The following is a 13,048-nucleotide window of genomic DNA, read 5'->3' as shown; positions in this document are numbered from 1 at the left end:
CCGGCAATGCTACAGTCGGGCGCGCCTTTGCTTTCCCTATGCAGATCGGCTACACTATAAGCTGAGAATCCGCCTGTTGTCCTGGACACAATAAACAGGCAGACGGCATTTTAACTAGAGGGAAAACCAGCCAGCATGTCACTACCCGAGGCGCACTCATCGGAGCCATCACTGACGGCGCATATACTAAACGATCCACTCAATCCATTCCCCTGGTACCGGGTAATGCGGGAACGCTATCCAGTCTACTATTCGCGCGAATTCCATAGCTGGTTCATCACGCGCTACAGCGATGTGCAGCGTGTGATCAGTGATCCCCTGCTCTTCTCTTCCGAGCAATCCATCCGCGCGCGTCCAACGAACAAGATACAGCCAACGACCAGGCCGCTGCTGTGGACCGATCCACCACGTCATCGCCAGCTGCGCTCGCTGATCAACCAGGCGTTTACGCCGCGCACCATCGCGAATCTGGCCCCACGCATCACAGAGATCGTCCATGCTCACCTGGACCAGGTCGCAGCGCGCGGCCAGATGGACGTGGTCAGTGACCTGGCCAATCCCCTGCCGATCATTGTAATCGCCGAGTTGCTGGGTATCCCGATTCAGGATCAGCAGCGATTTAAACATTGGTCTGATATTATTGTGAGTCCGGCGCGCCAGCAGAAAAAGCAGGCCGTCATCGAGATGAATAATTATTTTCAGATGGTGGTGGATCAGCGCCGCCAGCACGCGCAGGATGATCTGATCAGCGCGCTGCTCAGCGCCCATATCGAGGGAACGTATCTGACCGATGCCGAGATTTTAAGCTTCTGCCGCCTGCTGCTGGTCGCCGGTCACGAGACCTCCACCAATCTGATCGGCAACGCCCTGCTGACCTTTGATGAACATCCCGAAGCCTTTGAGGAGCTACAGTCCAGGCCCGAGCTGCTGCCAGGGGCGATCGAGGAGGTGGTTCGCTATCGCACCCCGATTCAACGTCTGCGGCGAGCCACTACAGTCGATACACAGCTCGGTGAGCACCACATCAAGGCCGGGGAGATTGTATCGCCCATACTGGGCGCGGCCAACCGCGATGAGACGCAATTTAGCGCTCCCGAGGTTTTTGATATTCATCGCAACCCAAATCGGCATATCGGCTTCGGCCACGGCATTCATTTCTGTATCGGCTCCTCACTGGCACGGCTGGAAACAAAGATCGCGCTAGAAATCCTGCTGTCGCGCTTCACCTCCCTCAGGCGCATCCCGGATGTGCCGCTGCAGCACGTTACCAGTTCGTTCGTCTACGGCGTCAAAAGTCTGCCCATGACCTTTCGAGAGCGCCAGTAAATCCCATAGCTGACCGCCCATCGCTTATGTGAGCATCCTGTGACTAACAGAAGAGCAACTGTGATAGTTCCGTAAAATGCATAGGCCATCATATTCTCCAGGAAAGTCTATGTGAGAGGAGAAGAAACACATGGCCATACTCGTTCTCTACGCAAGCAAACATGGATCAACACGAGGCATTGCGGAATGCCTCGCGGAACAACTCAAACAAGAGGGGAAAGAAACCGAACTCCACACGGTGGATGAAGTATTAAACCCCGAACGCTACGAGGCATTTGTGATCGGTAGCGCCATCTATTATGGCTCATGGTTGATAGAAGCGACGAAGTGGGTGCATCGTCACCGTGACATCCTATCCCGGCACCCAATCTGGCTATTTAGCAGCGGTCCCCTCGGAACGGCAATCGAAGACGCCGAGCAGCAACCCAAAGAGATCGCAGAGTTCCAGCAAACGCTTGATATCCAGGATACACGCATCTTCTTCGGTACACTCGATCATAGCAAGCTATCATTCGCTGAGCGCATGATGAGCAAAGGAGTAGGCGCGTCCGAAGGCGATTTCCGCGACTGGCAGGCCATCAAAGACTGGGCCACGAAAATCGCCAGGGATCTAGATACGCGGCTACCCGCGCGTAGTTGATGCGGGACAGATCGCGGCCAGCGTACATTGGGCGCAGCGGGGTGAGCGCGCCACGCAAACGGCTCGTCCATGATAAATAATGCGATGGGCCAGGCTGAGCCACTCTTGTTGAGGAATAAGGTTCATCAGTTCACGCTCAGCCTTGACGGCATCATCCTGCTGCGTCCAACCGAAGCGTTTGATCAGGCGTGCCACATGGGTATCCACAATAAAGCCTTCCGTGATGCCATAGGCGTTGCCGAGCACCACATTAGCCGTTTTACGTCCCACGCCAGGAATCTTGACCATCTCGGCCATCGTCTGTGGCACCTCACCATTGTGATGCAGCAAAAGATACTGGCAGGCGGCCCGGATCTGTTTAGCCTTCTGACGATAAAAGCCGGTCTTGATGATATCCTGCTCTAGCTCTTCCTGACTGACAGTCGCGTAATCCTCGGCGCTGCGGTATTTCTGAAACAGATCTATAGTGACGGCGTTGACACGCTTATCCGTACATTGCGCCGCCAGCAAGGTAGCCACCAGCAGTTCGAGGGGCGTCGAAAAATTCAGATCATAGCGGGCCTGGGGATACAGCGAACGCAGCTCATCAATCACAGTTTGTACAGGCAAAGCGCCCTCGGGCAGAGCCGCGATAGTGGTTTCCTGAGACGTGTCTTCCATATAACCTCTTCACAATAAAATAGTAAACGCATCCTTAATTCTACCTTATTCTCTATGTTCCACGGAATTATGGCAAAAAAAGTAGGATAAACAGTCGCGCTGGTTTTTGTGTTGGCGCGGGGGACGCGAATGCGCCCCCGCGCCAACACAAAAAAACAATGCGGCCGATAGGTCACTCTTTCTTTTGATTATCTACTCTATGCCCGCGTCATCCAGGATACCGCGGCTCAACTCTGACCAGTCGCGATCGGCACGGCCGCGCGCGAGGCCAGAGAGGAGGCGATTCGATAGGTGACTGGCAAACGGCATGGGCGATTGCACCTCTTTCGCCGCATCAAGGACCAGGTTGACATCTTTAAGCGCCAATTGCATGGTAAAGCCGACCGGCTCGAAGTTCTTTTCGGCGATACGCTTACCATACGATTGGTAGGCGGGACAGGCAAACAACGTCTGGGTGAACAGCTCATACATTTTAGAGCGCTCAATCCCGTTCTTTTCACCCAGGGTAAACGCTTCTCCCATCGCTTCCATAGCCGCAGCCAGCATAAAATTCCCGCTGATCTTGACCACATTGGCGTTGGCTGCCTCTTCCCCAAAATCGAACTGACCCTGTCCCAGAGTGTCCAGGATACGCCGCACCCGCTGTTTCCCTTCAGGCTTACCGGCTACCGCGATCCAGAGCTGACGAGCGGCCGCAGCCTCTGGCCGGCCAAAGACGGGGGCGGCCACATAGGCGCAATCCTGCTGCTCGTGCAATTGCTGCATCTTCCGAGCCATGGCGGGCGATACAGTACTCATTGAGAGATGGATGCCACCGGGACCCAGATGAGCCAGCAGACCATCATTCCCCAGTGTGACGGCCTCCAATGCCTCATCATTCGCCAGCATGGTAATCACGATACTCCCATGATTGACCACATCACGCGGACGCGCGCCACGCCGGGCACCAGCCTCTACCAGATCCTGCGTCTTGCTTTCATCACGATTGTACACCTGTAGATTATAGCCAGCCTTCAACAGATTGATCGCCATCGGACGACCCATATTGCCCAGGCCAATAAAGCCAATTGTCTCACTCATAGTTTTACATTCTCCTTCCTACTCTTTATCACGTTGTAACGGCGCAGAGAGAGATACGAGGGCCCATGAGCACTGAAAAGATAAAAAGGATCTGCCCAAAAATGTTGCTCATTCTCTGATCGGATCTTGAAGCAATATAGGAATTGACACTCCCCATGGCTAAAGCCAGAGAATTCTTCTTTCAGCCATCCAACGCGCTCAAAGGTATTGCTACCAGAGAGTGGAGGTCAGGTGTCCAGAAGCGTTTCATGCACTCACAGGTGCATCAGTTCCCGAGTGCCCCTCGGTACTGAGTGCCTTCTCTAAAATGTTGCGCGCCGCGTTGTGATCTCGGTCTAGCACCAGGCCACAACCGGGACAGATATGGGTACGCACGCTCAGACTCTTCTTGACGAGCGTGCTACACCCACTGCAATCCTGACTGGTGAAGTGGGGGGCAACCTTCATGATCGGGATAGCATGCAATGACCCATAGTAGTTGACCCACTGGAGAAATTGCCCCCATCCGGCATCACTGATGGATTTGGCAAGATGGCGATTGCGCACCATGTTGGCAATCTTCAAGTCTTCGTAGGCAATGAGATCGTGAGATGTCACAAGCGCGTTCGCCTCTTTGCGGGCGAAATCTTCACGCTGCCTCTGGACTTTCAAATGCGCTCTAGCAACCTGTTTGCGGGCTTTGAGGCGGTTCTTTGACCCCCTCTTCTTGCGGGATAGACGGCGTTGGAGACGTTTCAAATGGGCTTCAGCTTTGCGATAATAGCGCGGGTTCTCTACCGTGTGTCCGTTGGAGTCGGTGTAGTAGGCTTTGAGTCCTACGTCAATACCTACTGTTGCGCCCGTTGGCTCATGCTCTACGATCCGATCCGATTGCACTGCAAACTGAACATAATACCCATCGGCGCGCCGAATCAGGCGAACGCGTTTGATCTGCTTGATCGGAAAGGTTTCAATGGTACGAGTGCCAACCAGACGCAGGCGACCGATCCCGCAGCCATCCTTGAACGTGATATGACGTCCATCCGGTTCCAGCTTCCAGCCTGATGTCTTGTATTCGACCGAACGGTTATCATGTTGAAAGTGGGGATACCCTTTCTTGCCTGGTTTCTTAGCTTTACAATTCGTATAGAAACGTTGAATGGCATTCCATGCCCGATCGGCGGCAGCTTGACGAGCCTGGGAATTGAGGTTGTTGGCAAAGGAGTATTCTTTCGCAAGGACGGCGCAATAGCACTGGAGATCATTTTTTGATGCGTGATCATCCATCCAGAGGCGCAAACACTTATTGCGAATGAATTGACACACGCGTATCGCTTCATCAATGGCAGCATATTGCGCCTTGGTGCAATCAAGCTTGTATTCATAAATCAGCATCGCGCCCTTGTCCTTTCCGTGTTTCTATGGTATAGTATACACCTCCACTGAGTTGTATGTCAATAAGAAAGAGGCTCACGATGCCCAAAGAGCGAACCAACATCTATATCACCGAACGACAAAAAAAACAACTAGAAAAGAGAAGCATGGAAGAAGATTTGCCGATGGCTGAAATCATCAGGAGAGCGTTAGACACGTATTTGGCATGGGATGACCCAACGTATCACCCCATACCTCCCAAGCCCCGAACAAAGGAACGCGCCTGAAGGCAGGGGCTTTACGGCGCGCCTTGGTAATCATAAGATAGACATAAGGCTCGGGAACATTTATCTCCCGGGCACATTCTATTAGGAGCGTGTATGCGTATACTCGTCACTGGAGGCGCCGGATTTATTGGGAGCACTTTTGTCAGACATATCCTGGCTACCTATCCAACAGATGAAATTGTGGTACTGGACAAATTAACATATGCGGGCAACCTGGCCAACCTGCCACCGTTGTCTACAACCCCTCGTCTCTCATTTATCAAAGGCGATATCTGTGACGAAACGATTGTCGAGCAGGCAATGTCGGACTGTGATACGGTCGTCCACTTTGCCGCCGAAACACATGTTGATCGTTCGCTGCTGCAGGCCCGGGACTTTATGCGTACCAACGTTCAGGGTACCTATGTGCTGCTGGAGGTCGCTCGGCGGCAGCAGGTACGGCACTTCCTGCATATCTCAACCGATGAGGTCTATGGCAATGCCTGCTCGCCCGATGGGGTCAGCCGACCATCACAGGAAACCGATACGCTGCTCCCGCTCTCACCTTACGCCGCCAGTAAAGTGGGGGCGGATACACTGGCCTTCTCGTATTGGGCCAGCTATGGGCTCCCCGTCACTATTACCCGCTGCAGCAACAACTATGGACCCTATCAGTATCCCGAAAAGCAGCTGCCCCTCTTCATCCTGAACGCGCTTGAGGACCGTCCCCTCCCCGTGTACGGGCATGGAGAGCATTCGCGCGATTGGATACATGTGCAAGACCACGTGGAGGCACTGACGTTGATCCTGCATCAGCCGGAAAGCCGGGTGATCGGCCAGATCTTCAATATCGGTGCCCACGAAGAACGCAGCACGCTACAGAATGCCCGCGTGGTCCTGGAGATACTGGAAAAGCCAGAGAGCCTGCTGAGCTTTGTCGAGGATCGTCCAGGCAACGTCCAGCGCCACGCGGTCGACACCAGCAAAATCGCCCGGCAACTGGGCTGGCGCGCACGCATCCCTTTCGCAGTCGGCCTGCGACAGACCATCGATTGGTATCACGCTCATCCTACCTGGATCAATACGATCAAAGAGCAACGGAACGAATTCCTCGCGGCCGCCCTGCAACGCGGCATGCAGAGCCGATCCGTCGATGGGGTGGCTCATTGAGCCATGCTCAAAAGGAGGAGGACGTCAAGCGCCAGCCATCGGGGATGTTGAGCAGAACCGTTGCGCCCTGCTGATCAAAGCAAAAATGCATCCGCTTCAGGCCGCGCTGATGCAAAACAGCAGTAACGGCCTCCTGGGCCTCTTGGGGGCAGTAGAGCAAGAAAAAGCCACCACCACCGGCGCCAGTGATCTTTCCACCCTGCACGCCATGCTGACGCGCCAGTGTATAACATTCGTCAATAAAGGCTGAAGACAGGTTGGGAGCAAGGCGCCGCTTCTCCTGCCAGGAGTAGTCCAGAATCCTGGCGAAACCATCCAGGTCGCCAGCCAGCAGGCATTGCTCGATTCCGGCCGCGCTCTGCTTGATATTATGCAAAGCCTGCAACACCGCTTCATCCTGCTCGGTGGTCGATTTGCGCTGATGCTTCAGGATAGAGGTCGACTCGCGAGAGCTACCTGTAAAGAAAAGCATCAGGCGCCGCTCCAGAAGAGCACGTATCTCTGGATCGATGCGCAGAGGTTCGACGGTTACGCCGGAACTGGTGAAGGTAATCTTATTCAGGCCACCAAAGGCCGAGGCATATTGATCCTGCTTCCCAATCGGCATGCCCATCTTCTCGATCTCGATCATGGATGCCATCTCGGCTACCTGTTGCCTCGTCAGCGATTGATCGACCAGGGTCGACATGGCCCGCACCAGCGCCACCGTCGCGGCACTCGATGAACCCAGGCCGGTCCCCGGTGGCACCTCGCTGGCGCTAAATAGATTGAGGCCACCGCGAATACCAAATTGATGCAATACAGCCCTGGGTAATGCCAGTTCACCATCCCATGTCAGATCGGCAGAGGACGTGTTCCGAAAGAGTGTGTGATAATCGGCTGAGATCAACTGGAGATCGTGCGGCTCTTCGGGCGTCAGGATCGCGTAAAAATACTTATTGATGGCGGTACTGATAACCACACCACCGTATGTTGCATAGTAAGCTTCAAGATCTGTGCCACCACCTCCCAGGCTGATACGCATCGGTGCTCTAGCAATTAACATAGTATCCCTCGCGCTACCTGTGAACAAAGCATACAGAAAAATGTCTATCAATCTGTTATAGAGCTATCTTACCATTTTTCTACTTTTTCTGCGCAATAATCATTCATGGGTATGCTTGTCACGTTCCTTTACCTTCCCCTTCTTACCCGCTGTAGATTTTTCGTCAACCCATCCATTCAGCGGTGACCGTTCCATTGTAACAACGGCTACCGATGGCCATCGGTAGCCGTTGTTACAATGGAACGCCAGTAGTCGAGTGTGTGCTTGAGTGCCTGACTGAGGTCCACATCTGGTCGCCAGTTCGTATGACGTTGAAGCTGTGACGTATCGGCACGCATGGCGGCCTGATCGGAAGGTAGCAAACGATTGAGATCCTGCTGGATGCGAATAGGATGGTCGGTATGCTGTAGCAGCATGTTCAGAATGTCCGCGATTGAATAGGCCATGCCCGAGCCAATGTTGTACGCTTCTCCAGGCTGACCACGCTCCGCCACGGCCAGGTAGGCCTGCACCACAGCCTCAACAGGCAGAAAATCATGCCGGGTCTGCAGATTACCAACAGATAGCACGGGCTCTATTTTGCCCGCCTCAATCAAGGCAATCTGGCGCGCCAGGCTGGCGATAACGAAAGTGGGCAGTTGCCGTGGTCCAAAGTGATTAAAGGGGCGAACGCGTATGGTGGGCAGACGATAGGCGACAAAATACTGATAGGCATAGAGATCCTGGGTCGCTTTCGCCACGGCGTAGGGGTTCGTCGGGTGAAACGGCTGGCTCTCTTTGATCGGATTTGCCTCTGGAGGCACCGCGCCATATTGTTCGCCTGAACCCACAACGACAATGCGTGCCATCAATCCCGCCAGGCGTAAGGCTTCGAAGAGATGGATTGCCCCCTCAGCATTCACGCGCAGCGTCCTGATGGGATCAGACCAGGAAGAGGCCACCGAAGATTGCGCGGCCAGGTGGAAAACCAGGTCGGGCCGTGCGCGATCAACAACATTTTGCATGCTCTCCAACGAGAGAACATCACCACTGATAGGTTGAATACCTGTCTGAGGAAGCGGCAACGCCAGATGCTGACGATAGAGGCCAAAGGTGGTGGCCTTTGGATAACGGCGCAGGCATGCCTGGGCGAGATAGCTTCCCACGAAACCAGAAACGCCGGTGATCAGGATGCGGGCAGGCACTGTCATGACTCAGTAACTCTCTTTCTGCGGACTTAAATGTCTTTTCTGGCTATCTTGACCGGATCTGGCAGGGCTGTGTTTCCAACAACATCAATCTACGCTTACAGCACTACATTATAATAAGCAAGTTATAGCTAAAAAGTTGTCAAATCGTTATATTGCAGTTAATTATCGCAATTTATGGTTGAACTTTCAGATTCAGTAAATACATATAGTAATATCAAATTAAATAATTCAAATATTATGCTCCAACCATGCTCAGTAAACCGTTTGTGTGTGCGGACGCCTGTGCGGGGGCAATCAAACGCGCCAGCAAGAGAGGGGGCACGTATCTATCCTGATACTCGCGATAACAATGCAGGTATTAGGATGGATGGGCCACCAGTTACTATATTTTTGTGGAAACGTTGTATGCTTTGATCATAGATGTTCGTATGAACAGCTAAAGGCAGCGCGTGCTTGTGAAGTACAATGAAGGTGGAAAGGTGGAAGTGGATGTCTAATGGGGCAGGTATAAAACATTACGGAGCATTGCTGCGGCGCTGGCTGTGGTTGTTATTGCTCGTCGTCGCGCTCTGCACGTCGGCGGCCTACGCCATCAGTATCACGATGCGACCAGTTTATGAGGCTGTGGCACTACTACAGGTTCACGATGTCAGCACAAACAATGGCAGCATCTTTGTTGACCAGGCCCTCGCGCAAAGCGATGCCCTCCTGATCAATCGTCCCGCTGTGCTGCAGGGCGCAGCTCGTAAAATTCATACTGTGAGCGCTCAGCAGCTAGCGAAGCAGATAAGCGCATCCCCTCTGAATAATACACCAATCATCCAGGTACGCACCAGCGATACTGATCCGGCTCGTGCGGCCACGATCTCCAATGCAGTGGTCACCGTCTTTATCCAGCTGCAAAATGATTCACAGCAGCAACAATTAAAAAATATCGCCACCCGCCTGGCAAAAAATGTGAAAAACGCCAGAAACGCGGTTGACAACGACCAGGAACAGCTGGCACTCCTGCAAGCGACCCACGCGACACCCGAGAGCATTGTCCATCAGAACGATATTATCAACGATGATCAAACCACATATAATTCTTCATTGACCAATTACACCCAGGTGCAGCAGCAATTGCTGCAGGTGCCCGGCAGCTTAAAAATCGTCCAACTCGCGATCGCGCCACGCGACCCGGTGAGTCCGCGCGTACTCCTCAACACAGCAGCCGCCGGTGTCATGAGCCTGGTACTAACCCTGGTGTTTATCCTGTTGAGGGATTGGATCGATACCTCACTGAAAACGGCGGAAGATGTGGAACGAATGGCCCGGCTGCCAGTGCCAGGCAGTGTACCTGACGTCACAGTAACACCACAAAAGATGCGCGATGAGCTCCCGCTGGTCAACAACGAAGCGATCGAACAGGCGTTTAACACCATCAGTACCCATTTGATAATGAGGTGCGCCGAGAAACGTGCCGTGCTGGTAACAGGAGCACACACGAAAGCGGGCACATCAACCGCGGCGATCAACCTGGCAATCACACTGGCACGCACAGGCTTGCGTGTCATGCTGGTAGATGGAGATCTGCAACGAGGAACCCTGCATCGCGTCTTTAAACATCCCAACATTTATGGTCTCACCACAGTCATGGCGGAGGGAATGCTCTTTCAGGAAGGAGCAACCAGATCTAGCCGGCTGCATGCCTGGCTACATCCCCATAAAACCTCTATCCCCAATCTCTGGTTTTTACCAACCGGACCATTGCCCAACTCACGGGGAACCATTCTGCGTATACCGATGCTATCCCTGTTCCTGAAATGTCTGCTCCAGACGGTACAGGAATCAGAGGAGCAGGCGCATAGTTTGATGGATGTTATCATCATAGATAGTGGTCCGCTGGAAGAGTGTGCGCATACAGCGGTCCTGGCGGCGTGCGCGGACGCCTCACTGCTGGTGATTGAAGCCGGTCATGAACAGGCGGCACATCTGTGCCACATAGCCCGCAATCTCCAACGTCTGCAGGCTCCGGTACAGGGGGTTATCATCAATCGTCAAAAAGCGCACCACCGACCTTACTTCTATGTTCCACCTCAACGTAGTGAAAAGACCTGGCTGGATGATGTTGAGGAAGCGGACAAAAAACCATGGCGCGCGACCTCGCCCTGGACGCGTATGGCGATAAGTAATCAGAGACGTGCCTCACTAGTACGATCAACGACATCGACCCATCATAAACCCGCGCTACCACAGATCACCACGGCATCGGACGAGGCACCGGATGGAGGACATCTATTGCCCGCGGTCTATCATAAGCAACCGCCAAATCAACTTAAAGGGAGCGTGGATGAGAAGTAGTAGCCTGCTGGTGGTGATGCCAATCTCTATGTGGAGCCAGCAGATGCTGCTGGCTCTGTGTTTCGTAGGATTGCTGGCCTTTATCGCGATAAGCTGCGCCTGGTTGGCTACCCCAATGAAAGGGGAAAACTTCTGATGGATACGGCTTCTGTAAGCGTCATCATCCCTTATAGCCGGGTGGACCTCATTGAAACAGTGCTTGAAAAACTCAGTCAACAGGCATATCCGGCAGATCTGATTGAAATTATCATTGTGGGGCAGCCTGGAAAAACGGTCGAGGAGCAGTGGTCACCCCATACCGTTAACGCGGCATCCAATATGTATCCAGGCCAGAAGCGTAACCAGGGAGCGCGTATCGCGCGTGGCGACTATCTGCTCTTTCTCGACGATGATTGTGAGCCAGCGCCCGATTGGGTCGCGCAAAATGTACGCGAGCTGCAGGATCCACAGATCGGAGCAGTTGGTGGACAGATCAAAGGAAAGTCTAACACGTTCTTCGCGCGTTGCCTCGATTTTAGCAGCTTTGCCTTCTACCAGAATAGTAAACGCAGCGAGATGCAGCTATGTTCAGCCAGCCTTGGCGTCAGGCGCCAGGTCTACAAGGAAGTGGGAGGCTTTAACGAGACGTTGCGTGTCTGTGAGGACATAGATTTTTGCTATCGCCTGGTGCAGCACGGCTACCACACCGTCTATCAGCCCGCGATCAAGGTGAAGCATAACCATCGCCGCGACAGCTTCAAGGTATTGATGGCTTACAGCTATTTTTTGGGACGCGAATCCGGCTTACACGTCAAGCTTTTATACTCCCGCATGAACGGGCGCAACCGCATCCTCACAGTGGCACGCCACCCCATCATTTACGCCCTGCTACTCGTCCCGGTCTCTCTCAGCATTACCATCCTGATCATTCGCGTCAACGTCTCCGAGCAGCCTCGCGTCCTGCTCTATGCTCCTTTTATCTTTCTGGCCAGGCTGGCGTTCCACGTGGGCGTGCTGCAATGGTTGCTGGCTAAGCGCAACGCCTCTGAAGATAGCCTAGCAGCGACTCAATGAATGGAGAGATCCCCTTATAGGCCCGCATTTCAGGTGGTGTGGTGGTCAGAACGCGCTCCATCTTACGGGCGGCCACCGGATCGACAACTATCTCTGCAACAGACGTCTGATAGGTATGAACGGTAAAAAGGATGGCCCCCATTTCTGGCAACCGTGTCAGGGTCTGACGCTCGACGCGCAGCCAGCACTGCTCTCCAATCGTATCTTCCGACAGGTTCGTATATGATCGCTGCACCTCATCAGCGGCCCGGGGCGTAATATCAAGCCGGGGAGTACTACGAAAAGCCCAGTTCAGCCGCCAGACGGGACGACCGGCCTTCAGGCGCTGCAATAACAGCAGTGAGGATCGCCCCAGTTGTCTCTCAAATGAAGGGACCGGCCCATGGATCGCCAGGAACGATTGCCCAAGCTTCTCTTGCAGGCACCAGGAATTAGGAAAACACAATAGACCAGCGACCAGGGGAAAGCCGGTCTCCATATTCCCATCCAGCACCAGGAGATCCTCTTGCAGCTGGCGCCCTAGCCAGTGAAGCGGCAAGAGCGGGAGGTCGGCCAGCGTGCCCGGCCGAAATTCGGTATATTCGTTCAGCAACCGGTTATGCCAGTGCCAGCGCCCCTGCTCCACTTTTAAGGTAAACCACTGTGGATAACGCGCCGCCAGCTGCGGCAACAGCAGTTCCAGCACCTCCCACTGCGCCGACTCGGTCCGTGGCAAGGCTTGAAAATAATAAGCGGCATCCTCTGTCAGAAGACGCTGCTTGAGCGCTATCTCAGCATGATAATGATCGGGATCAATCTCAATTACATCGCCAGCCCCCAACGCTCGCACCCCCATAGACATCACAAAACTCTCATCCTCAAAAGGGAAGTAAGGAAACAAGTTTGTATACTCCTCCGGTAAGCGTTACGTGCGCGCCTCCGC

13 protein-coding genes are annotated in these 13,048 nt (G+C 53.7%); 7 read left to right on the top strand and 6 right to left on the bottom strand.

The window, feature by feature from the left end:
* Positions 1-135 precede the first annotated feature (135 nt).
* The gene (locus KTT_RS30620) at positions 136-1,326 is read left to right on the top strand and encodes a cytochrome P450 (RefSeq protein ID WP_126601472.1); all 1,191 of its coding nucleotides are present in this window, start codon (positions 136-138) and stop codon (positions 1,324-1,326) included.
* 130 nt (positions 1,327-1,456) lie between these two features.
* Positions 1,457-1,966, top strand: a complete 510-nt coding sequence (locus KTT_RS30615) for a flavodoxin domain-containing protein (protein ID WP_126601471.1) — start codon at positions 1,457-1,459, stop codon at positions 1,964-1,966.
* On the opposite strand, the gene nth is transcribed toward KTT_RS30615, so the two are convergent.
* The 3 genes from nth to KTT_RS30600 form a co-directional block, all read right to left on the bottom strand.
* On the bottom strand, positions 1,949-2,626 hold the full coding sequence (gene nth, locus KTT_RS30610; RefSeq protein WP_126601470.1) for an endonuclease III: 678 nt from the start codon (positions 2,624-2,626) through the stop codon (positions 1,949-1,951). The two genes, KTT_RS30615 and nth, sit on opposite strands and share 18 nt — an antisense overlap.
* Before the next feature lie 192 nt (positions 2,627-2,818).
* On the bottom strand, positions 2,819-3,706 hold the full coding sequence (locus KTT_RS30605) for an NAD(P)-dependent oxidoreductase (RefSeq protein ID WP_126601469.1): 888 nt from the start codon (positions 3,704-3,706) through the stop codon (positions 2,819-2,821).
* A gap of 246 nt (positions 3,707-3,952) precedes the next feature.
* Positions 3,953-5,080: an RNA-guided endonuclease InsQ/TnpB family protein gene (locus tag KTT_RS30600; RefSeq protein WP_126601468.1), complete on the bottom strand. Its 1,128-nt coding sequence runs from the start codon at positions 5,078-5,080 to the stop codon at positions 3,953-3,955.
* Positions 5,081-5,160: 80 nt separating this feature from the next.
* Between KTT_RS30600 and KTT_RS30595 the strand changes: the two genes are divergently transcribed.
* Both KTT_RS30595 and rfbB read left to right on the top strand, forming a co-directional pair.
* Positions 5,161-5,346, top strand: a complete 186-nt coding sequence (locus tag KTT_RS30595; RefSeq protein WP_235845920.1) for a ribbon-helix-helix protein, CopG family — start codon at positions 5,161-5,163, stop codon at positions 5,344-5,346.
* A 93-nt stretch (positions 5,347-5,439) separates the two neighbouring features.
* The gene (gene rfbB, locus KTT_RS30590; RefSeq protein ID WP_126601466.1) at positions 5,440-6,495 is read left to right on the top strand and encodes a dTDP-glucose 4,6-dehydratase; all 1,056 of its coding nucleotides are present in this window, start codon (positions 5,440-5,442) and stop codon (positions 6,493-6,495) included.
* A gap of 7 nt (positions 6,496-6,502) precedes the next feature.
* Here the strand turns inward: rfbB and KTT_RS30585 are convergent, their stop codons facing one another.
* Both KTT_RS30585 and KTT_RS30580 read right to left on the bottom strand, forming a co-directional pair.
* Entirely contained in the window at positions 6,503-7,540 is a 1,038-nt protein-coding gene (locus KTT_RS30585) for a GHMP family kinase ATP-binding protein (RefSeq protein WP_126601465.1), read from the bottom strand.
* Between the two features lie 206 nt (positions 7,541-7,746).
* Entirely contained in the window at positions 7,747-8,730 is a 984-nt protein-coding gene (locus tag KTT_RS30580; protein WP_126601464.1) for a GDP-mannose 4,6-dehydratase, read from the bottom strand.
* A gap of 489 nt (positions 8,731-9,219) precedes the next feature.
* Here KTT_RS30580 and KTT_RS30575 point away from each other — a divergent pair, with 489 nt between their 5' ends.
* The 3 genes from KTT_RS30575 to KTT_RS30570 are packed head-to-tail and all read left to right on the top strand — an operon-like array spanning position 9,220 to position 12,126.
* Positions 9,220-11,073, top strand: coding sequence for a polysaccharide biosynthesis tyrosine autokinase (locus KTT_RS30575; protein WP_160146240.1), 1,854 nt, complete (start codon positions 9,220-9,222; stop codon positions 11,071-11,073).
* Complete coding sequence (locus KTT_RS36325; protein WP_160146239.1) at positions 11,063-11,209, top strand: hypothetical protein; 147 nt, start codon at positions 11,063-11,065, stop codon at positions 11,207-11,209. The genes KTT_RS30575 and KTT_RS36325 overlap by 11 nt, the downstream gene beginning before the upstream one ends.
* On the top strand, positions 11,209-12,126 hold the full coding sequence (locus KTT_RS30570; RefSeq protein ID WP_126601462.1) for a glycosyltransferase family 2 protein: 918 nt from the start codon (positions 11,209-11,211) through the stop codon (positions 12,124-12,126). The genes KTT_RS36325 and KTT_RS30570 overlap by 1 nt, the downstream gene beginning before the upstream one ends.
* Here KTT_RS30570 and KTT_RS30565 read toward each other — a convergent pair.
* Positions 12,083-12,967 carry a heme-dependent oxidative N-demethylase family protein gene (locus tag KTT_RS30565; protein ID WP_218031050.1) on the bottom strand — a complete coding sequence of 295 codons (885 nt, stop codon included), beginning with the start codon at positions 12,965-12,967 and terminating at the stop codon, positions 12,083-12,085. The two genes, KTT_RS30570 and KTT_RS30565, sit on opposite strands and share 44 nt — an antisense overlap.
* Between the last annotated feature and the right edge of the window lie 81 nt (positions 12,968-13,048).

The sequence above is a fragment of the Dictyobacter aurantiacus genome (assembly GCF_003967515.1).
GTDB lineage: Bacteria > Chloroflexota > Ktedonobacteria > Ktedonobacterales > Ktedonobacteraceae > Dictyobacter > Dictyobacter aurantiacus.
The sequence above is the reverse complement of the archived record's forward strand: the minus strand, read 5'-3'. Positions and strand labels throughout refer to the sequence as shown.

Coding starts and splice junctions, on each gene's coding strand:
- KTT_RS30620 (WP_126601472.1), top strand. CDS start 136: ATGTCACTACCCGAGGCGCACTCATCGGAGCCATCACTGACGGCGCAT.
- KTT_RS30615 (WP_126601471.1), top strand. CDS start 1,457: ATGGCCATACTCGTTCTCTACGCAAGCAAACATGGATCAACACGAGGC.
- nth (WP_126601470.1), bottom strand. CDS start 2,626: ATGGAAGACACGTCTCAGGAAACCACTATCGCGGCTCTGCCCGAGGGC.
- KTT_RS30605 (WP_126601469.1), bottom strand. CDS start 3,706: ATGAGTGAGACAATTGGCTTTATTGGCCTGGGCAATATGGGTCGTCCG.
- KTT_RS30600 (WP_126601468.1), bottom strand. CDS start 5,080: ATGCTGATTTATGAATACAAGCTTGATTGCACCAAGGCGCAATATGCT.
- KTT_RS30595 (WP_235845920.1), top strand. CDS start 5,161: ATGCCCAAAGAGCGAACCAACATCTATATCACCGAACGACAAAAAAAA.
- rfbB (WP_126601466.1), top strand. CDS start 5,440: ATGCGTATACTCGTCACTGGAGGCGCCGGATTTATTGGGAGCACTTTT.
- KTT_RS30585 (WP_126601465.1), bottom strand. CDS start 7,540: ATGTTAATTGCTAGAGCACCGATGCGTATCAGCCTGGGAGGTGGTGGC.
- KTT_RS30580 (WP_126601464.1), bottom strand. CDS start 8,730: ATGACAGTGCCTGCCCGCATCCTGATCACCGGCGTTTCTGGTTTCGTG.
- KTT_RS30575 (WP_160146240.1), top strand. CDS start 9,220: ATGTCTAATGGGGCAGGTATAAAACATTACGGAGCATTGCTGCGGCGC.
- KTT_RS36325 (WP_160146239.1), top strand. CDS start 11,063: ATGAGAAGTAGTAGCCTGCTGGTGGTGATGCCAATCTCTATGTGGAGC.
- KTT_RS30570 (WP_126601462.1), top strand. CDS start 11,209: ATGGATACGGCTTCTGTAAGCGTCATCATCCCTTATAGCCGGGTGGAC.
- KTT_RS30565 (WP_218031050.1), bottom strand. CDS start 12,967: ATGTCTATGGGGGTGCGAGCGTTGGGGGCTGGCGATGTAATTGAGATT.